We start from the raw sequence: 22607 nt of genomic DNA, 5'->3' as shown, positions 1-22607 counted from the left end.
CCAAATCCCCTATAGCTGCTGTCACCTATGAGCTCTTCAATTCGCATTTTCGGCGCCCGCCAGAACAATCTGAAAAACCTTGACGTCACCATCAATACCGGCGAACTGCTGGTCGTTACCGGGGTGTCGGGGTCGGGCAAGAGTTCGTTGGCGTTCGACACCCTGTACGCCGAAGGCCAACGACGTTACGTTGAAACGTTTTCACCCTACGCGCGCCAGTTCCTCGACCGCATGGACAAGCCCCAGGTCGACCGCATCGAGGGCATACTGCCGGCCATCGCCATCGACCAGGTCAACCCCGTGCGCAATTCGCGCAGCACCGTGGGCACCATGACCGAGCTGAACGACCACCTGAAACTGCTGTTTGCCCGCATGGGGCAGTTGTACTGCCACTGCTGCGGCAACCAGGTCATACAAGACGACGCCGGCACCGTGCGCCACGCCCTGGCCGAACGTACCGCCGGCACCGACCCGCGTCTGGTCATCACCTTTCCTATCCGTATCCCGGCCAACTTTACCGAAGACGAAATCCGCGGCTTTCTCGACCAGCAAGGCTACACCCGCATCCACCACGAAGAAACGGTCGATATCGCCGCCGATGCCACAAGCCATGCGCCTCAAAAAAAAGGCAAGGCCGCCAAAAAATCAGGCACAACTGCCCCGACGTCCAGACGTGTCCTGCATGTCATCCAGGATCGTTTCCGCTTTAGCAATGTCGACCCGGGTCGCCTGGCCGAGGCCCTTGAAACCGCGTTCAGGCAAGGCGACGGCCATATCACCGTTTATGCCTCCGACAGCGCCGAGGGCCCCGAGAGCGCCTGGCGCTTTAGCAACCGGCTGCATTGCGCGCAATGCAATATCGACTATGCCCGGCCGCTGCCCAGCACCTTCTCGTTCAACTCGCCACTGGGCGCATGCGAAGCTTGCCGGGGCTTTGGTCGGGTCATGGGCATCGATTACGGCCTGGTGGTACCCGACGAGACCAAAACCCTACGCGAAGGGGCTATAAAGCCCTGGCAAAGCCCCAGCTACAAAGAGTGCCAGGCTGAAATGCAGCACTATGCCGGCGCGGCAGGCATACGCCTGGACGTCGCCTGGAAAGCACTGTCGCCCGAAGAGCGGCATTGGGTCATTCAGGGGGACCCGGCCTGGCGCGGCGGCCCGCAAGCCTGGAAAACGCAGTGGTATGGTGCGCAACGTTTTTTTGACTGGCTTGAAACCAAGGCCTACAAAATGCATGTGCGCGTGCTGCTGTCGAAATACCGCAGCTACACGCCCTGCCCAAGCTGTGGCGGCGCCCGGCTCAAGCCCGACGCCACCTTGTGGCGACTGGGCGAATCGTATGTGCCGGTCAACCCGCTTTACCCCCGCTTCAAGCCGGTTCACGCACAGTTTGACGATGCGAAGCTGAATGCACTGCCCGGGCTTGGTCTGCACGATCTGATGCGCCTGCCCATCGAGCAGGTCCGCAGTTTCTTCCAGACGCTCAGCTTCGGCGATGCGCTTGATGCCGCGCTTGATCTTCTGATGACCGAAGTGCGCACCCGCCTCGACTTCCTGTGCGACGTCGGCCTGGGCTATTTATCGCTCGACCGCCAAAGCCGCACCTTGTCGGGCGGCGAAGTACAACGTATCAACCTCACGACCGCCCTGGGTACATCGCTGGTCAACACCCTGTTCGTTCTCGACGAACCTTCCATCGGCCTGCACCCCCGCGACATGAACCGCATTGTCGAAGTCATGCACCGCCTGCGCAACAACGGCAACACCCTGGTTGTGGTTGAACACGACCCGCAAGTCATGGTGGCCGCCGACCGCATTCTGGACATCGGCCCCGGGCCGGGCGAACGCGGCGGGCACATTACATTCGACGGCACACCCGCGCAACTGCGCGAAGCCGACACGCTCACCGGCAACTACCTGGGCAACCGGCTGCGGGTCGAAGCGCCCCGCCCGCTGGCTGTTCAGCCCGCCACACCCAAACTGTTGCTGGAGGGCGTCCGCGCCAACAACCTCAAGAACGTGTCGGTGTCCATTCCCCTGGGGCGGCTTGTCTGCATCAGCGGTGTCTCTGGCTCCGGCAAGTCCACCCTCATCCAAGATGTCTTGTATCCGGCCTTGCTTAAACGTCAGGGCAAACCCACCGAAGCGCCAGGCGAGTTCGACCACCTGCTGGGCGCCGAGCAAATCGCCGACGTGGTCATGGTCGACCAAACCCCCATCGGGAAAACCGCCCGATCGAATCCGGCCAGCTATGTGGGTGCGTTCGACGCCATCCGCAAACTTTTCGCACAGGCCGACCTGTCCAAAGAGCGCGGCTACACACCAGGAACCTTCAGCTTCAACAGCGGAGACGGCCGGTGCCCGACATGCGGCGGCACTGGCTTCGAGCACGTCGAAATGCAGTTCTTGTCAGATGTGTATCTGCGCTGCCCCGACTGCGACGGCAAACGGTTCCGACCCGAAATTCTTGAGGTTCGTGTTGAGCATTTAGGCCGCACGGCGTCTATCGACGACGTGCTGAACATGACGGTGCGCGAGGCGCTTGATTTCTTTGCCGGTCTGCGCGACGTGCAATGGGGGCTGAGCCCACTGGCCGACGTCGGCCTGGAGTATGTCAAGCTGGGGCAACCCGTACCCACCCTGTCGGGCGGTGAAGCCCAACGCCTGAAACTGGCCGGACATCTGGCCGCCGCGTCACGCAGCGGGATATCCTCGGCCAAAGTGGCTAAAAAAGGCAGTCTGTTTTTATTCGACGAACCCACCAGCGGCCTGCATTTCGACGATGTCGCCCGCCTGATGCGCGCGTTTCGCAAATTGCTGGCGGCTGGGCATTCGTTGCTGATTATCGAGCACAACCTTGATGTGATCCGGGCAGCCGACTGGGTCATTGACCTGGGGCCGGAAGGCGGTGATGCGGGCGGGCAGATTGTGGCCGCCGGCACGCCTGCCGACCTGATGGCGCACCCGGTATCACATACCGGGAAGGCATTAACCGAATACGAGCGGTCTATCGTTGGCGCGGGCGTGGCAACGTCCCCCGCAGCACATGCCAATGCCACAAGCTACAGCGACACAGGCAATGCGACTTCGGGCGCAGGCACTGCGGCCGTTGCCCCGCTGGCCGAACCCACCCCGGCTTACCGAGAGACGTCGCGAACCATTGATATTTTGAATGCCCGGGAACACAACCTGAAGGGCGTCAACGTTCAAATCCCGCGCGACACGTTTACCGTCATTACGGGGGTATCGGGGTCGGGCAAATCGACGCTGGCTTTCGATATTCTGTTCAATGAGGGCCAGCGCCGCTACCTCGAATCATTAAATGCGTACGCCCGCGCCATTGTCCAGCCGGCGGGCAAGCCCGACGTAGACGCCATTTACGGCATCCCGCCCACCGTTGCCATTGAGCAGCGCACCAGCCGCGGCGGCCGCAAGTCGACGGTGGCCACCATGACCGAAATACACCACTTTTTACGCCTGTTGTATGTGAAGCTGGGCACGCAGATGTGCCCCGACTGCAATGTGCCTGTGCAGTCGCAAACGGCCGACCAGATCGCCGCGCAAATTTTGCGCGACAACAAAGGCGAACACATCGGGATACTGGCGCCCCTGGTGACCGCACGTAAAGGCTATTACACCGATCTGGCCAAATGGGCCGCCGGCAAAGGCTACACGCACTTGCGTGTCGATGGCGAATTTACGCCGGTCAGCCCCTGGCCACGGCTCGACCGATACAAAGAACACACCCTTGAGCTGCCCGTGGCCGACCTGGTCGTTGACCCGGCCAACGAAACTGAACTGCGCCGTGCCTTGCGCACTGCCCTGGAGTTCGGGCACGGCAGCCTGAGTGTGTTGTCGCCGTTAACGCACCAGACCGCCTCGCTTGAACGCAACATGCATCTGCTGTCCGACCACCCGGCGCAAATCCATTTCTCGGTCAAGCGGGCCTGCCCGTGCTGCGGCACCAGCTTCCCCGAGCCCGACCCGCGTATGTTCTCGTACAACTCCAAGCACGGCTGGTGCACCAGTTGTTTCGGTACCGGTTTGCATCTGCAAGGGTTTGACGACACCCAGACCGGCGAAGAAACCGCATGGAACGCATGGTACGAAGGTGAAGCCCAGCCCTGCAAAGCCTGCAACGGCGAACGGCTTAACCCGCAGGCACGCGCATTCCGGTGGCGCGACAAATCTATTACCCAGCTTACGGCACAGTCGGTCGCCGAGGCGCAAACTTTTTTCAGCGGCCTTGTCAGCCGCGGGCGCGAAGCCGAAATCGCCCGCGACATTCTGACCGAAATCAAAGGGCGCCTGAATTTCATGGAAACCGTCGGCCTGGGCTACCTGGCGCTCGACCGCTCCGCCCCCACGCTGTCTGGCGGCGAGGCACAACGTATTAGGCTGGCCGCCCAACTGGGGTCCAACCTTCAGGGGGTGTGTTATGTGCTCGACGAGCCCACCATCGGCCTGCACCCGCGCGACAACGAAATTCTGCTCAATGCCCTGGCCAAACTCGAAGGTAATGGCAACACCCTGGTCGTTGTCGAACACGATGAAGACACCATCCGTCGCGCGGCACACGTGATTGACATGGGCCCGGGCGCCGGGGTGCGCGGCGGCCGCGTCGTGGCGCAAGGCACTGTCGAAGACCTGATGAACGACCCCCAGTCGCTGACGGGTCGCTACCTGAAACACCCCGTACAACATCCGGCGCGACCACGACGCGACGTTAATGGACACGACCGCTGGATACACTTGAAAGGCGCCCGCTTGCACAACCTGCAAGATGTTGACGTCGACATCCCCATCGGCCGCCTGAGCATCATTACCGGCGTGTCGGGTTCGGGGAAATCGACCCTGGCGCGCGAAGTCCTGCTCGACAACCTGGCGCGTGTCGTCGGTAAAAAAACCACCCCCGAATGGCAAGGCTGCACGCAAATTTCCGGCTACGACATCATTGACCGCGTGCTCGAAGTTGACCAGACGCCTATCGGCAAAACACCGCGTTCCTGCCCCGCCACCTACGTGGGCTTTTGGGACGACATCCGCAAGCTGTTCGCCAGTACGCGCGATGCACGACTGCGTGGCTGGGGTGCGGCACGCTTTTCCTTCAATACCGGCGAAGGCCGCTGCCCCATCTGCGAAGGCCAGGGGTTGCGCACCATCGAAATGAGCTTCCTGCCAGACGTCAAGGTACCTTGCGATGCCTGCAACGGCGAACGCTTCAACCGCGACACACTGGATGTCAAATGGCAAGATAAAAGCGCAGGCGACTTGCTGAAAATGGATGTGGACGACGCCATCGAACATTTTGCAGCACATCCAAAAACCTTGCGTGCGCTCAAACTGATGCAAGACGTGGGGTTGGGTTACCTGACACTGGGCCAGCCCTCGCCCACGCTGTCGGGCGGCGAAGCGCAACGTATCAAGCTGGTGACAGAACTGACCAAAGCCCGCCTGACCGACGGCGTCATCACCACCGGGCGCGCGTCAAGCGCACCGCACACGCTTTATGTGCTCGATGAACCGACCGTCGGGTTGTCGATGGCCGACGTTGAAAAGCTGACACACGTCTTGCACCGACTGGTCGACGCGGGCAATACCGTGGTTGTTATCGAGCACAACCTTGATGTCATTGCAGAAGCCGACTGGATCGTCGACATGGGCCCCGAAGGCGGTACCCAGGGTGGCCGACTCGTGATGGCGGGTGCGCCCGAAGCACTGATGGCCGGCGCCGACACGTCGCACACCGGGCGGGTACTGAAAGCGTTTATGGAAAGCGGCGGGTCAGCAACCACTGAATAGCCTCGCCGGCGGCGGCCATCCCCATGGTTGCCGTCACCATCACGGCAGAGCCATAGCCCGCGCACGACAAGCCTTGCGGGCCGGATGCCGCTTCGCCGGCTTGCCACAACGAGGGCAAGATGGCGGGCTGGTCGAACCAGACCGCGCGCACGCCCATTTTAGGGATGCGACGCGGCGCCTTACCCGCAGCTGCGGCCGCCCGTGGGTAGCCGTGCTGGCGGCGCAAGGTATTGCGCAACTTTGCCAACAAGGCATCGTTTTGCGTAACCGACAGGTCGGACGCCCGCAGCGCTGTGGTGGCCGTTTTACCCCCCGCCCCGCCGCAAACCACCACGGCAATTTTTCGACGACGCGCTTCGAGAATCATGGCCAGCTTGGCCGAGACCTGATCGGTGCAGTCGATGATGACATCGACATCGTCGGGGAACAACGTCTGAACGTTTTCTGGGGATACGAAGTCGTCGACCAGCACCTGCCGGCAACCGGGGTTGATACCCGCGACCCGGTCGGCCATGGCTTGCACCTTGGACTGCCCCAGCGTTGCCGACAACGCATGCAGCTGACGATTGATATTGGACTCGGCGATATGGTCGAGATCGACCAGGGTAAGCGCACCCACGCCACAACGCGCCAGTGCTTCGGCACACCACGAACCCACGCCCCCCAAGCCTGCTACGGCAACATGCGCCCCCTGCAAAATGGCCGGGGCATCGTCGCCATACAAGCGCGCCAGGCCGCCGAAGCGTCGTTCTGTATCAACAGGTTCTGGAATTTGCATCATGACATCATGGAACTGTGGGTCGGGTCGTATTACTATTAGACCATGCCCGATCCGCGGCACCCGAAGTTTCCGGCAAGTATCGTGACACAATCGCAGCCCTTTTCACCCCCCGGCCATATCCCCAACCCCCATGCCTTTCGGCGCCTGACCGACGACGAGCGGCGCGCGTCGCTTGAAGACTATCTGAAACACTGGCAAAAAGGCCACGACCTGTGGGTTTTTGGCTATGGTTCGTTGGTCTGGCGACCCGAATTCGAATATGTCGAGCGGCGGCTGGCGCTGGTGCGCGGCTATCATCGTTCGTTGTGCCTGTGGTCGCGCATCAACCGGGGCACGCCCGAGCAGCCCGGCCTGGTGTTCGGCCTTGAAAACGGGGGCTCGTGCCGCGGCATGGTGTATCGGGTTGCCGCCAGGCATGTCCCCGACGTGCTCGACGAACTCTGGAAACGCGAAATGCCCAGCGGCGCCTACGTGCCGCGTCACCTGGGCTGTCATACGCCGCATGGCGCCGTCGGCGCCCTGGTATTTACCATGGACAAAACCAAAGACAGTTACGTCCGCGGCCTGCAAACACACCAGCTGGTCGACATTGTGCGGCGAGCGCATGGTACCTATGGACCGTGTATCGAGTACGTCATTGAAACCAACCGCGCGCTCAAAGACGCCGGTATTCACGATCGCAAGCTTGACGACCTGGTACGCCAACTGAACGGGGCAGCGCCGTCCTAAGCCCCTACGTCGCCTTTAAACGCTCACTCATATTTCATCGTCCACATGTCCATTGCCGATATCCGACAGCAGTACCGCAAAGGCGTCTTGCTTGAAAACGCCATCGCCAGCAACCCCTTCGAGCAGTTCAGCGCGTGGTTTAACGACGCCCTGAAGGCTGAAGTTGCCGAGCCCAACGCGATGACTCTGGCCACTGTCCAGAATGGTCAACCCTCGGCCCGTATCGTCCTGCTCAAAGGGTTCGACGCCCGCGGCCCTGTTTTTTTTACCAACTACGACTCCGACAAAGGTCAACAACTCGATGCGTCGCCACGCGCCGCGCTCTTGTTTTTCTGGCCCGAACTCGAAAGACAAGTGCGTTTCGAAGGGATTGTCGAAAAAGTACCGGCCGAAGAATCCGACGAATACTTTCACAGCCGCCCACTCGAGTCGCGCATTGGCGCCTGGGCGTCACCGCAAAGCCAGCCCATCAGCCGCGACGCCCTCGAGCAACGTGTTGCAGATTTCACTGCCAAACTGGGCAACCAGCCCCCCCGGCCCACACACTGGGGCGGGTATCGGCTGACGCCGCATCGCGTCGAGTTCTGGCAGGGTCGCCCTTCGCGCCTTCACGACAGGCTGTGTTTTACCCAACAGCCCGACGGCCAATGGGCCTTGCAGCGTCTGGCCCCGTAACCTGTGGCCGATATTGATTGTGTCGTTCTGGGCGCTGGCGTCGTTGGGCTGGCCATTGCACGATCCTTAGCACAGCAAGGGCGAGACGTCCTTATCGTCGAGGCCGAAGACCAGTTCGGCACCGGTATCAGCGCCCGCAACTCCGAGGTCCTTCATGCGGGTATCTATTACCCCGCCAACAGCCTCAAGGCCAGATTGTGTATTGAAGGCAAAGCCCTGCTGTACGCGCACTGTCGCGAATATGGCATTGCCCACCGGCAAACAGGGAAACTGATTGTGGCCACATCGGCCAACCCACTGGATAAACTTAAAGCGCTGGCGCGTCAGGCCGAGCAAAACGGGGTGCAAGACCTGCAATGGCTGTCGGGCGAACAGGCCAAGGCACTTGAGCCCGAGCTGCAATGCACGGCCGCCCTGTGGTCACCCTCAACCGGCATTATCGACAGCCACGGCCTGATGCTGAGCTTGCTGGGCGATGCACAGCACAAGGGCGCCCAGGTAGTATTTCGCACGCCCTTAACGCATGGCGACCTACTCAACTCGGGCCTGTTCCGGCTGTCTTTTGGGGGTGAATCACCCACCACACTGACAGCGCGCAACGTCATCAACGCAACAGGGCTGCACGCGCCCGACATCGCCACCCGACTCCCCTGGCAGACACAGCACCCTATGCCCAAAGCGTGGTACTGCAAAGGCACCTACTTTGGGCTGCAGGGCCGCTCGCCCTTCTCACGACTGATTTACCCCATGCCCGACATCGCCGGACTGGGCATACATTTAACGCTGGACTTGGCCGGCCAGGCCCGCTTCGGCCCGGATACCGAATGGGTCGACACCATAGACTACCGCCTTGACCCGGGTCGGGGCGCCGCCTTTTACGCCGCCGTGCGACAATACTGGCCAAATTTGCCCGACGATGCGCTGGTTCCGGCTTATACAGGAATACGCCCTAAAATAGTACCCCCAGGCGCTCCTGCCGCAGACTTCGTTATTGCCGGCCCTGAAACGCACGGCGTTAAAGGCTTGCTGCATTTGCTGGGGATAGAATCACCCGGCCTGACCGCGAGCCTGGCCATTGCACACCGGGTATGCCGGCAACCAGAGACTCGAACACTTACCTGAAACACACCACAATGAACGACTACATTCTGACTTTGTCTTGCCCAGACCGTATTGGTATCGTGCACAGCGTCACCGGCTGGTTGCTGTCCCTTCACGGCAATATTATCGACGCGCAGCAGTTCGGCGACACTGAAGTCGAGCGCTTCTTTTTGCGAGTGCATTTCAAGTTGCCCGAACACCACGACGCCGACGCCCTGGAAGCCCGGTTTGCGCCCGTCGCCGAGAAATTCGAAATGCAGGCACGTATTTACGATGCCAAACGCAAGGCCCGATTGCTGATTCTGGCCAGCAAGCAAGGACATTGCCTTAACGACCTGCTGTTCCGCACCCATAGCGGTCAGTTGAATGTCGACGTGGTGGGTGTCGTGTCGAACCATAACGACCACGCCGGTATGGCCGCAGCCCACAACGTGCCGTTCCATCACTTCCCGGTCACCCCCGAAACCAAGGCCGAGCAAGAAGCAAAAATTCTCGACCTGGTCGAATCAGAAAAAATCGACCTGGTCGTACTGGCCCGCTACATGCAAATTTTGTCGCCCGAAATGTGCAAGGCCTTGTCTGGCCGGGCCATTAACATTCACCACAGTTTCTTGCCCAGCTTCAAGGGTGCACGCCCCTACCATCAGGCACATGCCCGTGGCGTGAAAATTATCGGCGCCACTGCCCACTACGTCACGTCCGACCTGGACGAAGGTCCAATCATCGAGCAAGACATCGAACGTGTCGACCATGCCATGAGCGCACAGCAATTAACCCAGGTCGGCAGCGATGTCGAATCCCTGGTGCTGGCCCGCGCGGTTCGCAGCCATGTCGAGCATCGCATTTTGCTCAATGAGAACCGCACGGTGGTGTTCCGTTAACACCCAAGCCGCAAGGTAGCGGCGATAGCTGCAGGCCTCTGAAAAACGTTAACGTCATCGCAGCGCCAGCAAGCCGCCCCATACAAAAACCCCCAAGCTTCACTAAAAAGCTTGGGGGTTTTTATTTGGACAGCCGGCGGGCCAGGCCGCCGGCCCAGGGCCGAAAACGTATTAAAAGAACGCTTGCAAGCCGGTTTGTGCACGACCCAGAATCAGGGCGTGAACGTCGTGGGTGCCTTCGTAGGTATTGACGACCTCGAGGTTGACCAGGTGACGGGCAACACCGAACTCGTCGGAGATACCGTTACCGCCCAGCATATCGCGCGCCAAACGAGCGATGTCGAGCGACTTGCCGCACGAGTTACGCTTCATGATGGACGTGATTTCGACGGCAGCGGTGCCTTCGTCTTTCATGCGACCCAAACGCAGGCAACCTTGCAATGCCAGCGTGATTTCGGTTTGCATGTCGGCCAGTTTCTTTTGAATAAGCTGGTTTTGTGCCAGAGGGCGGCCAAACTGCTTGCGGTCGAGTGTGTACTGACGTGCGGTGTGCCAGCAAAATTCGGCGGCACCCAAAGCACCCCAGGCAATACCGTAACGCGCCGAGTTCAGGCAGGTGAACGGGCCACGCAAGCCGCTGACGCCGGGCATCATTTGTTCGTCGCTGACTTCGACTTCGTCCATGACGATTTCGCCCGTAATAGAAGCACGCAAGCCGACCTTGCCGTGGATGGCAGGGGCCGACAGGCCTTTCATGCCTTTTTCAAGGATGAAGCCGCGGATCTTGCCGTCGAAGTCGCCGCCGACGCACTTGGCCCACACTACGAAAACATCGGCGATAGGCGAGTTGGTGATCCACATTTTGGCGCCCGACAGCTTGTAGCCGCTGGCGGTTTTTACAGCACGGGTTTCCATGCCGCCGGGGTCGGAGCCGTGGTTGGGTTCGGTCAGGCCGAAGCAGCCGATCCATTCGCCGCTGGCCAGCTTGGGCAGGTACTTCTGTTTTTGCGCTTCGCTGCCAAATTCGTTAATGGGTACCATAACCAGTGACGACTGCACGCTCATCATGGAGCGGTAGCCGGAGTCGACGCGTTCGACTTCGCGGGCGATAAGGCCGTAGCACACGTAGTTCAGACCCGAACCGCCGTACTCGGTGGGGATGGTGGCGCCGAGCAAGCCGAGCTCGCCCATTTCGCGGAAGATGGCGGCATCGGTTTTTTCGTGACGGAAAGCCTCGAGGACGCGAGGGGCCAGCTTGTCTTGGGCGTACGCATAAGCAGCGTCGCGCACCATGCGCTCTTCTTCGGTAAGTTGCGAGTCGAGCAACAGGGGGTCTTCCCAGTTGAATGAGGGGGCCGATGACATAATGAGGTGCTCCGTAGGGATATGTTTAGGTTTAAAGTATTTTTGCCGAAAAAACGGCCGCTGACAAGCGGACTGCGGCGAGTAGCAACAGGTTATGTGAGTTATAAGCACAATGCAATTGATAAAATTGCACAATGTCGTGACAAATGCGCACGTTGAATCTATTGCGGGAAAACAATGAGAAACGGTGTACCCAATCTTGGGGCGTTGCAGGCCTTCGAAGCCACCGCACGTCTGGGGTCGTTCTCGCGGGCGGCCGAAGAGCTTTCACTTACCCACAGTGCCGTATTCCGCCAGGTGACGGGCCTTGAAGAACGCCTGGGCGTGGCGCTGTTCAACCGCGTTAGGCGCCGTATCGCCCTGACAGACGCGGGCGCCGAATACGCCGCGCGCGTGCGACACCACCTTGAGCAGCTTGAAAAAGACACCGTAGGCCTGATGTCGCGCGCGGGCGTTGGCCACAGCCTGCACATTGCCGTATTGCCCACCCTGGCCACCACGTGGCTGATCCCGCGTTTGCCCCAGTTACGTGCCCGGCACCCCGATATTGCCGTCAGCCTGTCGGTGCGCACGCTACCGTTTCAGTTTGCCGATCACCCCTTCGACGCGGCCATTTACCATGCAGAACAACCCTGGCCCGGTACGCGGGGTATCAAACTGTTCGACGAAGAAGCCATGTTGCCCGTCTGCATCCCGCAACTGTACGAAGCCGCCAGAAATAGCCCGGAAGGCCTGTCGTCGTTAACCCACTTGCACGTGATGTCGCGCCCCGATGCGTGGCGTGACTGGTATCGTACCCAAGGCCTGGCCTACAGCCCCTCTATTGCCGCCGGGCCCCGCTACGAACTCTTCACCATGGTGCTGGCCGCCGTACAGGCGGGCCTGGGCGTGGGGTTAATACCGCGTTTTCTGGCGCGCGAAGCCCTGGCCAGCGGCGAACTGGCTGTGCCCTTTGAAGGCGCCTTGCCCATGCGGCAGTCGTACTACTTCAGTTACCCTGCCTATGTCGAACAAGGCGACGCCCTGAAGGCCTTTGAACAATGGTTGACCGAACTGGTCGCCGATTTACCTACATCACAAAAGAAGGACACCTGATGCGACTCGGGTCGGCACTCAAACACTGTTGCGCAAATCTTTTACTAATTCTGGGTGCAGGTTGCTCGGCCCTTAACCCGAACGAACCGCCGCCAGACCCGGAGGCGGCAACCGGGCGTGGTGACCACGCCCTGGCAACGGCATCAACCTTCATGGCCTCTACCGCCAACCCGTTGGCCACCCGGACAGCATTTGACATCCTTGCGGCCGGCGGAAGCGCCGCCGATGCCGCCATCGCCGCCCAATGGGTGCTCACGCTGGTCGAACCGCAGTCTTCAGGCATTGGCGGGGGCGGCTTCATACTTGCCTACGATAAGCCCAACGCGCAACTCGCGGTCTACGATGCGCGCGAAACCGCACCGGCGCACGCACAGAAGTCACGTTTTCATGACAACGACAGTGTTCTTGACTATGGTGACGCGGTCAACAGCGGCTTGTCGGTTGGCGTACCCGGCCTGCTGCACGGCCTGGCCTTGATGCACAAAGAACACGGCCGTCTGCCCTGGGCAACACTTTTCGAACCGGCCATCCGTTTGGCCGAATCAGGTTTTGCGGTGTCGCCACGCCTGCATACCCTGGTGTCAGGCAGCCGCAGTCTGTACCGCAGCGACAGCGCCCGCAGCTACTTTTACGCACCAAACGGCAAACCCTGGCCTGTCGGGCATACGCTTAAAAACCCCGCGCTGGCCGCGTTGTATCGCCGTATCGCCGCCGAAGGGGTCGATGCGTTCTACCGCGGTCCGGTCGCCCAGGCTGTCGTACAGGCTGTTCAGTCACACGATCGCCCCGGCGACTTGTCGCTAACTGACTTGGCGGCGTATCGGCCCATAAAGCGCCAGGCGCTGTGCGCACCCTATCTGGCCTACCGGTTATGCGGCCCGCCCCCACCCAGCTCCGGGCCCATTGCGGTCATGCAAATATTGTCAATACTTGAACACACGCCCATTCTGGACTATGCACCTGACAGCGCGCAGGCCGTTCATTACTTTGCCGAGGCGGGCAAGCTGGCTTATGCCGACCGCGATATCTACATTGCCGACCCGGCGTTTGTGCCCGTGCCCGTACAAGGCTTGCTGGACCCCGACTATCTGCAACAGCGGGCGCAACTGATCCGCCCGGACCACGCCATACCTAAAGCCCGGCCGGGGCAACCACCAGGCGCTGACCTGGCAAGGTTTGGCACCGACAACAGCCCCGACACACCCTCAACAACCCACGTCTCAATCGTCGACGCCAACGGCAACGCCGTGTCGATGACGACTTCGGTTGAGTCGGCCTTTGGCAGCAAACTGTTTGTTCACGGTTTCTTGCTAAATAACCAGCTCACCGACTTTTCGTTGGCGGGGGTCGACGAGCACGGCCGCCCGTTGGCCAACCGGGTCGAACCCGGCAAGCGCCCTAAAAGCGCCATGTCACCCATGATGGTGTTTAAAGACGATGCCCTGCATATGGCCATCGGCGCGCCAGGAGGCACGGCCATCATTAATTATGTCGCCAAGACGCTGCTGGGAGTACTGGGGTACGGGCTGGATATACAGCAGGCCATTAACCTGCCCAACCGCGGCAGCCGCAACTACGGCACCGAAATTGAAGCCGACACGTCGTTGACAGGGGTTGTGGCTACTTTAAAAGCCATGGGGCACCGGGTTACCGAACGTGCCATGCCCAGCGGCCTGCAAGGCGTTGTGCGTACCCCGGACGGCCGCCTTTACGGCGGCGCAGACCCTCGTCGCGAGGGCCTGGCGCTGGGGCAGTAAAAGGTCAGGCCTGGGGGGCGGAACCCAAGTCGAACAGGCTGGTGGCTTCAAGCTCCAGCACCTGCTCGTCGCGCTGGTTAAACATGCTCCATGTCCAGCGCACAATACCCAGGTCGCTGCGCGACGACGACACACGTACCGAGTCGACGCGCATTTCAAGTCGCAGGGCATCGCCCGGGCGCGTGGGCAGAATCCAGCGGACTTTTTCAACACCTGGCGATGCAAAGCTTTCGGAGTCGTACAGAACGGCATCGACAGCCATACGCATGGCCAGGCTGCAGGTTAACCAGCCGCTTCCAATAACGCCGCCCCAGCGGCCGTCTTTAGAAGCTGCCGGGTCGGTATGAAACCACTGCGGATCGTACTTTTTGGCAAAGTCGATCATTTCGGGTTCAGAAAGAACGACGGGCGGGTGGTGCAACACCTGCCCCACTTGAAACTCACTGAATTTCATTTCACACAACCTGTATCTAGGAAGTTCGGAATTAGTAAGTTTCGAAGTGTAGCCGACCTTTGGCTTTCAGTTCAGCGTGGACGTCTTCCCATTTCTGGCCGCTGGCCGAGACAATGTCTTTAAAGGCTGCCAGCACGCCCTCTTCCATGCCCTTAAGACCGCATACGTAAATGCAGGTTTTGCTGTCGTTGAGCAAATCGAGGACATCGTCGGCGCGTTCGCGGATGAGGTCTTGCACATACTGCTTGGGTTTGTCGGCGTCACGCGACAGCGCCAGATTGACGTCGATGAAGTCTTTGGGCAGGTTCATGAGCGGACCAAAATACGGCAGTTCGCGCTCGGTACGCGCCCCGAAGAACAACATTAGCGTGCCGTCGTATTTGTTGTCTTTGGCCAGACGGCGGCAACGCTCGGTCATGGCACGCATGGGCGCCGCGCCCGTGCCTGTGCAGATCATGATGAGATTGGCGTCGGGTAAATCGGGCATCAGGAAGCTATTGCCGAAGGGACCGATGACCTTGACGACATCGTTCTTTTGAAGGTCGCACAGGTAGTTTGAGCACACCCCATTGACGGCATTGCCATCGTGGTCGGCGGTGACGCGCTTGACGGTAATGGAAACGTTGTTATACCCCGGACGCTCGCCGTCGCGCGGGCTGGCAATAGAGTACTGGCGCGCATGATACGCACGCCCCTTGGCGTCGGTACCGGGCGGGAAAATGGCAATGGACTGCCCTTCGAGGACCGGCATGGGGTTGTCGCCGAAATCGAGCACAATATGGTGAATATCGCTTTCGGTATCGCTGCCGGTGACACGGTAATTACCCACAACAGTGGCCGACACCGGGTTTTTGTGTGTGTACAAGTTAACGTACGGATGCGCCGCCGACCAGGGCGGGATGGTGGACCCGGCTGCGGTGAAAGGTACGTTTTCGAGGTCGGTCGCGTCGTTGGCCACCGTGGTCGAACGGGCATCGGCTACCGACGCATCGACCGGCTCGGACAAGGCCTCGGCAACGCCTTCGGGCACTTCCTGGGGCTCGGGCAGTTCGTCCCAGGTGTACTGCTCTTCGATTGAGTAAGTATTGCTGCTGATGACCTGAATCCAGTTGTCGATGGCGCCTGTGGGACACGGCGGCACGCAAGCCATACAGTCGTTACAAATGGCGGCGTCAACCACATAATTGTTGCTGTCGTGGGTGATCGCGTCGATCGGACAGGTTTCTTCGCATGTATTGCAGCGAATACAGATTTCAGGGTCGATCAGGTGCTGTTTTTTTACGGTAACGGCCGACGCTGCTGTCATCAGGAGTCTCCTAGCTGGACGCACAGCGGCGAGATTGCCGGCCTATGCGACTTTTATATAAAACAAATGCTAAATCGATAATCGGGCGGATGCCAAGCGCACCCGCCCGATTACGAGATTACCACCAGTACATCAGTTAGTTGAAGCGGATGTATTCGAAGTCGATGGGTTGACGGTTAATGCCCATGACCGGTGGTGCGATCCAGTTGGCGAATTTGCCAGGCTCGACAACGCGGCCCATTAACGACGCCACGAATGCGCGGTCTTCGGGGGTAGGCAGCCATGTGTCGACGTTCGCGTTCCATTGCTCTTCGGTCAGCACGTGGCCATCGGGCGAGACACGAATACCCGACAAGGTACCGATCTTGCGGTTGAACGCTTTATGCGGCACGGTCAGACGGAAGTCGACGCCTGCTTTCTCGAGCACCTTGTTCCAGCGAGCCACGCCAGCCATCGAGTCTTTAATGTAGTCGTCACGCAATACTTCGTTCAGCGCGTTGAGCATGGGGACTTCGACTTCGTTCAACTGGCCGTTTTTAACTTCCAGCACACGATAGGTGTCGCTCTTCAGGACGTGATCGTCGGTACGCTTGCCTTCTTCGTAGCGACCTTTCAGGCCGGTGGTATAGAAAGTAGCGGCGTTGGACGACTGATCGGCGCCAAAAAGGTCGACAGTGACGCTGAAGTGGAAGTTCAGGTAGCGCTGGATAGTCGGCAGATCGATGACGCCGGCGCGACGGATCGCGGCAGGATCTTCGGTCTTGAGCTCGTTCATGACCTGGGCGGTACGCTGCAATACACGCGATACGCCCGACTCGCCCACAAACATGTGGTGCGCTTCTTCGGTAAGCATGAACTTGGTGGTGCGAGCCAACGGGTCGAAGGCCGACTCGGCCAGTGCACACAGCTGGAACTTGCCATCGCGGTCTGTAAAGTACGTGAACATGTAGAACGCGAGCCAGTCAGGCGTTTTTTCGTTGAATGCGCCCAGAATACGGGGGCTGTCTTCGCTGCCCGAGTTACGCTGCAACAGTGCATCGGCTTCTTCGCGACCATCGCGACCAAAGTAACGGTGCAGCAGGTACACCATGGCCCACAGGTGGCGACCCTCTTCGACGTTGACCTGGAACAGGTTGCGCAGGTCGTATTGCGAAGGCGCGGTCAAGCCCAGATGGCGCTGCTGCTCGACCGAAGCAGGTTCGGTATCGCCCTGCGTGACGATGATGCGGCGCAGATTGGCACGATATTCGCCGGGCGCGTCTTGCCAGGCGGCTTCGCCCATGTGCTCACCGAAGTGGATCTTGCGATCTTGCTCAGGCGGTGTCAAAAAGATACCCCAACGGTAGTCGGGCATTTTGACGTGTTCGAAATGCGCCCAGCCGCTTGGGTCGACGCTGACTGCCGTACGCAGGTAAACATCCATGTTCTGCGACGATTCGGGACCCATGTCTGCCCACCACTTGAGGTAGTTGGGCTGCCAGTGTTCGAGCGCGCGCTGCAGCGTGCGGTCGCTGGACAAGTTGACGTTGTTGGGGATTTTCTCTGAGTAGTTGATACCGGACATCTTGTTGACTCCTGTTAGTTTCAATCGTCGCAGACTTACACACGATTCCAGTCGAAGCTGGGTTTCTCACCTTTGCCGTACAGCTTGAGGGCGCCTTTGTCACCCGAAGCATTGGGCCGATAGAAAATCCAGTTTTGCCAGGCCGACAGGCGACCAAACACACGGGTTTCCATCGTTTCTTTGACACCGAAGCGCAGGTTGGCCTCGAGACCCGTCAACGAATCGGGCGACAGGGCACGGCGCTCTTCGAGTGCGATACGCACTTCGTCGGCCCAATCGATATCGTCAAGTGCGAAGGTGATAAGGCCAAGTTTCTCGGCGTCTTGCGCCGACAGTTTCTGACCCATGACAGCACGTACGGCGTCGAGTGCCGGCACTTCTTCGTAGAAGCGACGCTCGAGGCGCGACTGCGCGCTGACCATGGGGTAGGTGCCGAAATTGAGGTCGTTGACCACGATCTGGGCAGGGGTATCGGTTTCGGGGTCGTCGAGCATGTAGGTACGGTCGGCCGACAGGGCGAGTTCGAGCAGCGTACCAGCAAAGCACGAACCTGGCTCGATAAGCGCGAACAACGAGCGCGAGGTGACATCGAGACGCGCCAACGTACGACGCAGCATGCCGGTGGTTTCGCGTACGAACCAGTGATCGGCAAACTTTTTAAGGGTTTCGTCGGCCGCCAGCACACGTGCGCTGTCGCCTTCGGTTTTAAGCACCCAGGTACCGACATCGAGTTCGTTGGTACGCAGTTGCAAGATGGCGTCGTCGAGCTCGCGGGCCATTTGCAGCGGCCACCAGGCAGCGCCCTGGGCTTCGATACCGGCGATATCGGCAGGCACATCGGCAGACGGCGACTTGACGGTCAGTGTGGCGGTACGCAATTCGCGATCGATGACCACCTGAACATACTGATACGTGATTGAGTCGGCGGCATCTTCGCGCTTGAGCGGCGTCAGTGCAACGCCTTTGCCGTCCGCGGGGCGATCGCTGGTTGCGGCCAGTTCGGCGGCACGCTGTTTAACGCCTTCTTCGAACTGGGCGGGCTTGATGATGTCGTCGACCAGACGCCATTCTTTGGCGCGTTCGCCGCGAACACCTTCTACCAGCGTGCAGAAGATGTCGGCGCGGTCGTGACGCACTTTACGCTTGTCGGTAACACGGGTAAGACCGCCCGTACCGGGCAATACGCCCAACAGGGGGACTTCGGGCAATGACACCGCCGAAGAGCGGTCGTCGACGAGCAGGATTTCGTCGCAAGCCAGGGCGACTTCGTAACCACCGCCGGCGCATGCGCCGTTAACTGCAGCAATGAACTTGATGCCGCTGTTACGGCTGGTGTCTTCAATGCCGTTACGGGTTTCGTTGGTGAATTTGCAGAAGTTGACCTTCCAGGCGTGCGACGAGAGGCCCAGCATGAAGATGTTGGCGCCGGAACAGAAAATGCGATCTTTTTTGCTGGTCAGCACCACGGTGCGGACTTCGGGATGCTCGAAACGGATGCGTTGCAGGGCGTCGTGCAGCTCGATGTCGACCCCCAGGTCGTAAGAGTTGAGCTTCAGCTTGTAACCGGGACGCAATCCAGCGTCTTCGTTGACGTCCATTGCCAGCGTGGCAACCTGGCCGTCGAAACTGAGGTCCCAGTGTTTGTACTGGCTGGGGTCGGTGCGAAACTCTACGCGGGATGCGGCTTCAGTCATGGAAGGGTCTCCTCTTTGGTAACCTGAATAATAATGCATCTAATGGATTTGTGTGCATAATAATGCAACATTAGCGGGTCGTCAACACGGTTCATGCAAAAAAATGCATGTCGGCATTAAAGTGCAGTTAGACCAGCGAAAGCCCCGCCACTTCGCGGATATGGTTGCGCAGTCCCTCGAAAGCTTCTGACAGACTGAGCTGGCTGGTCATGCACACGTAGTCGGCCTTGGAATAAAACGCCTCACGCCCGGCCAGAATGCGCTTGAGGTCGGCCATGGCTTCGTTGTTGCCGGCCATGGGTCGGAAATCGCCCTGGGCCATGACCCGGGCCATGTGATCTTCGGGTGTGGCCTTGAGCCATACGGTGTAGCAATGCGAAAGCAGTACGTTCATGGTGGCCGGTTCGGACACGATACCACCCGGGGTTGCCAGAACCATTTCAGGATACAACTGAAGCGCCTCTTCGAGGGCGCGCTTTTCGTAGCGCCGATAGGCGGTGGGCCCGTAAAGGCTGTGGATTTCAAGAATGCCGCAGCCCGCGACGCGTTCGATTTCGTCGCTAAGCTCGATAAACGGGTAACCGATGTCGGCAGCAAGCATACGGCCGATGGATGATTTACCTGCCCCGCGCAAGCCGATTAAAGCAATCTGTTTGCTGCGGTTTTTTCCGGCCTGTCCCGCCTGACCGGAAAACAATTGGGCGAGCGCTTCACGGGCGCGCTGCAGATCAGGCTCAGAGCGCCCGTGAAGCAACTCGCGAATCAGCAGCCATTCGGGGCTTGATGTGGTGACGTCGCCGACGATTTCAGCCAGCACGCAATTAAAAGCCTTGGCAATTTGCAAAAGCACCAAGATAGAGACATTACCCAAACCACGCTCGAGGTTGGCCAAATGACGCTCAGACACATGCGCCGCCCGGGCCAGTTCTTTACGCGTCATGCCGCGTATAGAGCGCAAGCTGCGGACACGCTCGCCCAAGGCAATCAGGTAGGGGTCTCGGTCGTGCCCAGCCGCGTCTTCGCGGGTTTCGAGCGGTGGCCTTAGTGCTTTATTGTTCACTCTGATTAACCCTAATGAATGGTTTTACATGCATCATAATGCTTGACAATCTGGAAGAAAAGCCCTAATTTTTAACCTTGTCGCGATAATCTGACCTGCGCAGCAAGCAGTTTAATGCCAAGTCAGCATTGCAATATTTTGCGTATCGCGCCGGCAGAACAGGAAACATAACAATGAACCCCGAGACATTTCATCAGCTGATCAAGCAGGTTACCGACCATATCGGCCCGCGCACCCTCGACAAAACTTTGCAAAACGACCTGAACACCGCCTTCCCGGCCGGCGGGTCGGTGTACAACGACATTGTCACAGCCTGTAAAACCGGGGTCGCCGAAGGCTGGATGTGCCAGTACGAAGGGGGCGGCATCCGTTACGGGCGCGTCATCAAGCCGGCCGAATCTCTCAACGGCTACTCTGTCGATGTCGTCGACATGAACGATCTGGCCGGTCCGCATCATCGCCACCCCAATGGCGAAATCGACTTGATCATGCCCATCGACGAAGGCGCCGAATTCGACGGCCACCCGGCAGGCTGGCTGGTTTACGGCCCCGACACCGCCCACAGCCCCACCGTGCGCAAAGGCCGCGCGCTGGTGCTGTATTTGCTGCCCCAGGGCGCTATTGAATTTACCCGGCGCTGACGCCTAACACAGGCCCGGCCGCGCAGTCCCAACAGCCGCCAGGCAAATATGGCTCGCCCTTGTTGTGCCCATGCACCGTGCGGGCACAACGTTAACCCCGATGGCTTATGCCCGCCCCACTGTAAAGAATATCGTCATGAATAAACTCGCAAACTATCTTGAAGGTCGCTGGCAAGAAGGCGCCGGCGCAGGCAGCCCGGTACTCGACCCGGTAACCGGCGAAACCCTGGCCACGGTCGGTGCCGACGGCATCGATATGGCAGCCGCCTACGCATTTGCCCGCAACCAGGGCGGCACCGCATTGCGCGCCTTGTCTTATGCGCAGCGGGCCGAACTTCTTGGGGCCATCGTCAAGGTTCTTCAGGCCAATCGCGACAAGTATTTCGATATTTCACTAAAAAATTCGGGCACCGTGCAAAACGACAGCGCCGTCGATGTCGACGGTGGCATCTATACGTTGTCTTACTACGCCAAGCTAGGCGGTAAGCTTACAGCCGGCCAGCTCATGGCCGACGGCACTGCCGACGCCCTGGCGCGCGATAACGCCTTTGCCACACAGCACATTTTGGTTCCGGTGCGTGGCCTGGCCTTGTTCATCAACGCATTCAACTTCCCGTCGTGGGGGCTCTGGGAAAAGGCCGCCGCCGCGTTGCTCTCGGGCGTGCCCGTGGTTATCAAACCCGCGTCGGCCACAGCCTGGCTAACCCACGAAATGGTCAAAGACGTAATTGATGCCGGTATTTTGCCTGGCGGCGCCCTGAATATTGTGTGCGGCCGCCCGGCTAACATGCTCGAAGCCCTTGATTCGCTCGATGTCGTCTCGTTCACCGGCTCGGCCGACACCGCAGCCTCGCTGCGCAACCACCCGAAAATCAAACTGGAAGGCGTGCGTTTCAATGCCGAAACCGACAGCGTCAACAGTGCGCTGCTAGGTCCAGACGCCGACGACGACGCGATGGGCTTGCTGGTTCGCGAAGTGGTACGCGAACTCACCATCAAGTCAGGCCAGAAATGTACCGCCATCCGTCGCATTCTGGTGCCCCAGGCCCGCTACGCAACCGTTGCCGCGGCACTGGCCGACAAACTCAAAGGCATTACCGTGGGCGACCCACGCCTCGAAGGCATACGTATGGGCAGCCTGGTCAGCGCCTCCCAACGCGATGCCATCGTGGCCGGCATCCAAAAGCTCGAAGCGTGCAGCGACATTGTTTTCGACGGTCGTCAAGACATCAAGATTCAGGCCGAAGGCAACCAGCACGCCATTGTTCCGCCGGTCGTATTCGGTACGCAAAACCCCGATACCCACCCTCTGGTCCACGAGATGGAGGTCTTCGGCCCCGTCGCTACCCTTATGCCCTATCGCGATACAGACCACGCCCTGGCGCTGGCCCGACGCGGCATGGGGTCGCTGGTCGCCTCGGTGTACAGTAACGACCCCGACTTCCTGGCCCAAGCGGCAATTAGCCTGGCCGAAAGCCACGGCCGTGTCCACCTGATCAATAACGATGTGGCCAAAGTACACACCGGCCACGGTAACGTGATGCCACAATCAAATCACGGCGGCCCGGGTCGCGCCGGTGGCGGCGAAGAACTGGGCGGGCTGCGCGCCCTGCGTTTCTACCATCGGTTGTCCGCCGTTCAAGGCGCTCCCGGGGTACTCGAAAAAATCGTGAACTAAACACTTGCCCCCGGCGTCACA

Annotated in this window: 16 protein-coding genes; 9 read left to right on the top strand and 7 right to left on the bottom strand. The window is 59.7% G+C overall.

What is annotated here, in order from left to right; all coding sequences use genetic code 11:
* The first annotated feature begins 27 nt into the window (after positions 1–27).
* On the top strand, positions 28–5805 hold the full coding sequence (gene uvrA / locus GTU67_RS07450) for an excinuclease ABC subunit UvrA (RefSeq protein ID WP_185779465.1): 5778 nt from the start codon (positions 28–30) through the stop codon (positions 5803–5805).
* On the opposite strand, the gene GTU67_RS07445 is transcribed toward uvrA, so the two are convergent.
* Positions 5771–6583 carry a tRNA threonylcarbamoyladenosine dehydratase gene (locus GTU67_RS07445; protein ID WP_185779569.1) on the bottom strand — a complete coding sequence of 271 codons (813 nt, stop codon included), beginning with the start codon at positions 6581–6583 and terminating at the stop codon, positions 5771–5773. The two genes, uvrA and GTU67_RS07445, sit on opposite strands and share 35 nt — an antisense overlap.
* An 81-nt stretch (positions 6584–6664) precedes the next feature.
* Here GTU67_RS07445 and GTU67_RS07440 point away from each other — a divergent pair, with 81 nt between their 5' ends.
* The 4 genes from GTU67_RS07440 to purU are packed head-to-tail and all read left to right on the top strand — an operon-like array spanning position 6665 to position 9972.
* A complete protein-coding gene (locus tag GTU67_RS07440) occupies positions 6665–7315 on the top strand; it encodes a gamma-glutamylcyclotransferase (protein ID WP_430459005.1) in 651 nt (216 codons plus the stop codon).
* A gap of 45 nt (positions 7316–7360) precedes the next feature.
* A complete protein-coding gene (gene pdxH, locus GTU67_RS07435) occupies positions 7361–7990 on the top strand; it encodes a pyridoxamine 5'-phosphate oxidase (RefSeq protein ID WP_185779463.1) in 630 nt (209 codons plus the stop codon).
* A 3-nt stretch (positions 7991–7993) separates the two neighbouring features.
* Entirely contained in the window at positions 7994–9112 is a 1119-nt protein-coding gene (locus tag GTU67_RS07430; protein WP_185779462.1) for an FAD-dependent oxidoreductase, read from the top strand.
* 11 nt (positions 9113–9123) lie between these two features.
* Complete coding sequence (purU, locus tag GTU67_RS07425) at positions 9124–9972, top strand: formyltetrahydrofolate deformylase (RefSeq protein ID WP_185779461.1); 849 nt, start codon at positions 9124–9126, stop codon at positions 9970–9972.
* A gap of 171 nt (positions 9973–10143) precedes the next feature.
* Here purU and GTU67_RS07420 read toward each other — a convergent pair whose 3' ends face one another.
* Entirely contained in the window at positions 10144–11337 is a 1194-nt protein-coding gene (locus tag GTU67_RS07420; RefSeq protein WP_185779460.1) for an acyl-CoA dehydrogenase, read from the bottom strand.
* A gap of 177 nt (positions 11338–11514) precedes the next feature.
* Between GTU67_RS07420 and GTU67_RS07415 the strand changes: the two genes are divergently transcribed.
* Positions 11515–12432, top strand: a complete 918-nt coding sequence (locus tag GTU67_RS07415; RefSeq protein WP_185779459.1) for a LysR substrate-binding domain-containing protein — start codon at positions 11515–11517, stop codon at positions 12430–12432.
* Positions 12432–14189 (top strand): gamma-glutamyltransferase, encoded by a 1758-nt coding sequence (ggt, locus tag GTU67_RS07410; RefSeq protein ID WP_185779458.1) that lies wholly within the window; start codon positions 12432–12434, stop codon positions 14187–14189. The genes GTU67_RS07415 and ggt overlap by 1 nt, the downstream gene beginning before the upstream one ends.
* Before the next feature lie 4 nt (positions 14190–14193).
* Here the strand turns inward: ggt and GTU67_RS07405 are convergent, their stop codons facing one another.
* From GTU67_RS07405 to GTU67_RS07385, 5 genes are all read right to left on the bottom strand, one after another.
* A complete protein-coding gene (locus tag GTU67_RS07405; protein ID WP_185779457.1) occupies positions 14194–14643 on the bottom strand; it encodes a MaoC/PaaZ C-terminal domain-containing protein in 450 nt (149 codons plus the stop codon).
* 31 nt (positions 14644–14674) lie between these two features.
* Entirely contained in the window at positions 14675–15949 is a 1275-nt protein-coding gene (gene boxA / locus GTU67_RS07400) for a benzoyl-CoA 2,3-epoxidase subunit BoxA (RefSeq protein ID WP_185779456.1), read from the bottom strand.
* Positions 15950–16085: 136 nt separating this feature from the next.
* Positions 16086–17513, bottom strand: coding sequence for a benzoyl-CoA 2,3-epoxidase subunit BoxB (gene boxB, locus GTU67_RS07395; RefSeq protein WP_185779455.1), 1428 nt, complete (start codon positions 17511–17513; stop codon positions 16086–16088).
* Between the two features lie 35 nt (positions 17514–17548).
* Positions 17549–19207, bottom strand: coding sequence for a 2,3-epoxybenzoyl-CoA dihydrolase (gene boxC / locus GTU67_RS07390; protein WP_185779454.1), 1659 nt, complete (start codon positions 19205–19207; stop codon positions 17549–17551).
* Positions 19208–19334: 127 nt separating this feature from the next.
* Positions 19335–20267, bottom strand: a complete 933-nt coding sequence (locus GTU67_RS07385; RefSeq protein ID WP_185779453.1) for a shikimate kinase — start codon at positions 20265–20267, stop codon at positions 19335–19337.
* Positions 20268–20440: 173 nt separating this feature from the next.
* Between GTU67_RS07385 and GTU67_RS07380 the strand changes: the two genes are divergently transcribed.
* A complete protein-coding gene (locus tag GTU67_RS07380; RefSeq protein ID WP_185779452.1) occupies positions 20441–20908 on the top strand; it encodes a DUF4863 family protein in 468 nt (155 codons plus the stop codon).
* 136 nt (positions 20909–21044) lie between these two features.
* Positions 21045–22586, top strand: a complete 1542-nt coding sequence (locus tag GTU67_RS07375) for a 3,4-dehydroadipyl-CoA semialdehyde dehydrogenase (protein WP_185779451.1) — start codon at positions 21045–21047, stop codon at positions 22584–22586.
* Positions 22587–22607: the final 21 nt, after the last annotated feature.

It is taken from the genome of Pusillimonas minor (genome assembly GCF_014237865.1).
Taxonomy (GTDB): Bacteria; Pseudomonadota; Gammaproteobacteria; order Burkholderiales; family Burkholderiaceae_B; genus Neopusillimonas; species Neopusillimonas minor.
This window is presented reverse-complemented; position numbering and strand designations above follow the sequence as displayed.

Excerpts from the sequence above, each read along its gene's own strand:
- purU (WP_185779461.1), top strand. The coding sequence starts at position 9,124 with ATGAACGACTACATTCTGACTTTGTCTTGCCCAGACCGTATTGGTATC.
- boxB (WP_185779455.1), bottom strand. The coding sequence starts at position 17,513 with ATGTCCGGTATCAACTACTCAGAGAAAATCCCCAACAACGTCAACTTG.
- boxA (WP_185779456.1), bottom strand. The coding sequence starts at position 15,949 with ATGACAGCAGCGTCGGCCGTTACCGTAAAAAAACAGCACCTGATCGAC.
- pdxH (WP_185779463.1), top strand. The coding sequence starts at position 7,361 with ATGTCCATTGCCGATATCCGACAGCAGTACCGCAAAGGCGTCTTGCTT.
- GTU67_RS07380 (WP_185779452.1), top strand. The coding sequence starts at position 20,441 with ATGAACCCCGAGACATTTCATCAGCTGATCAAGCAGGTTACCGACCAT.
- GTU67_RS07445 (WP_185779569.1), bottom strand. The coding sequence starts at position 6,583 with ATGCAAATTCCAGAACCTGTTGATACAGAACGACGCTTCGGCGGCCTG.
- ggt (WP_185779458.1), top strand. The coding sequence starts at position 12,432 with ATGCGACTCGGGTCGGCACTCAAACACTGTTGCGCAAATCTTTTACTA.
- GTU67_RS07405 (WP_185779457.1), bottom strand. The coding sequence starts at position 14,643 with ATGAAATTCAGTGAGTTTCAAGTGGGGCAGGTGTTGCACCACCCGCCC.
- boxC (WP_185779454.1), bottom strand. The coding sequence starts at position 19,207 with ATGACTGAAGCCGCATCCCGCGTAGAGTTTCGCACCGACCCCAGCCAG.
- GTU67_RS07375 (WP_185779451.1), top strand. The coding sequence starts at position 21,045 with ATGAATAAACTCGCAAACTATCTTGAAGGTCGCTGGCAAGAAGGCGCC.
- GTU67_RS07415 (WP_185779459.1), top strand. The coding sequence starts at position 11,515 with ATGAGAAACGGTGTACCCAATCTTGGGGCGTTGCAGGCCTTCGAAGCC.
- uvrA (WP_185779465.1), top strand. The coding sequence starts at position 28 with ATGAGCTCTTCAATTCGCATTTTCGGCGCCCGCCAGAACAATCTGAAA.
- GTU67_RS07420 (WP_185779460.1), bottom strand. The coding sequence starts at position 11,337 with ATGTCATCGGCCCCCTCATTCAACTGGGAAGACCCCCTGTTGCTCGAC.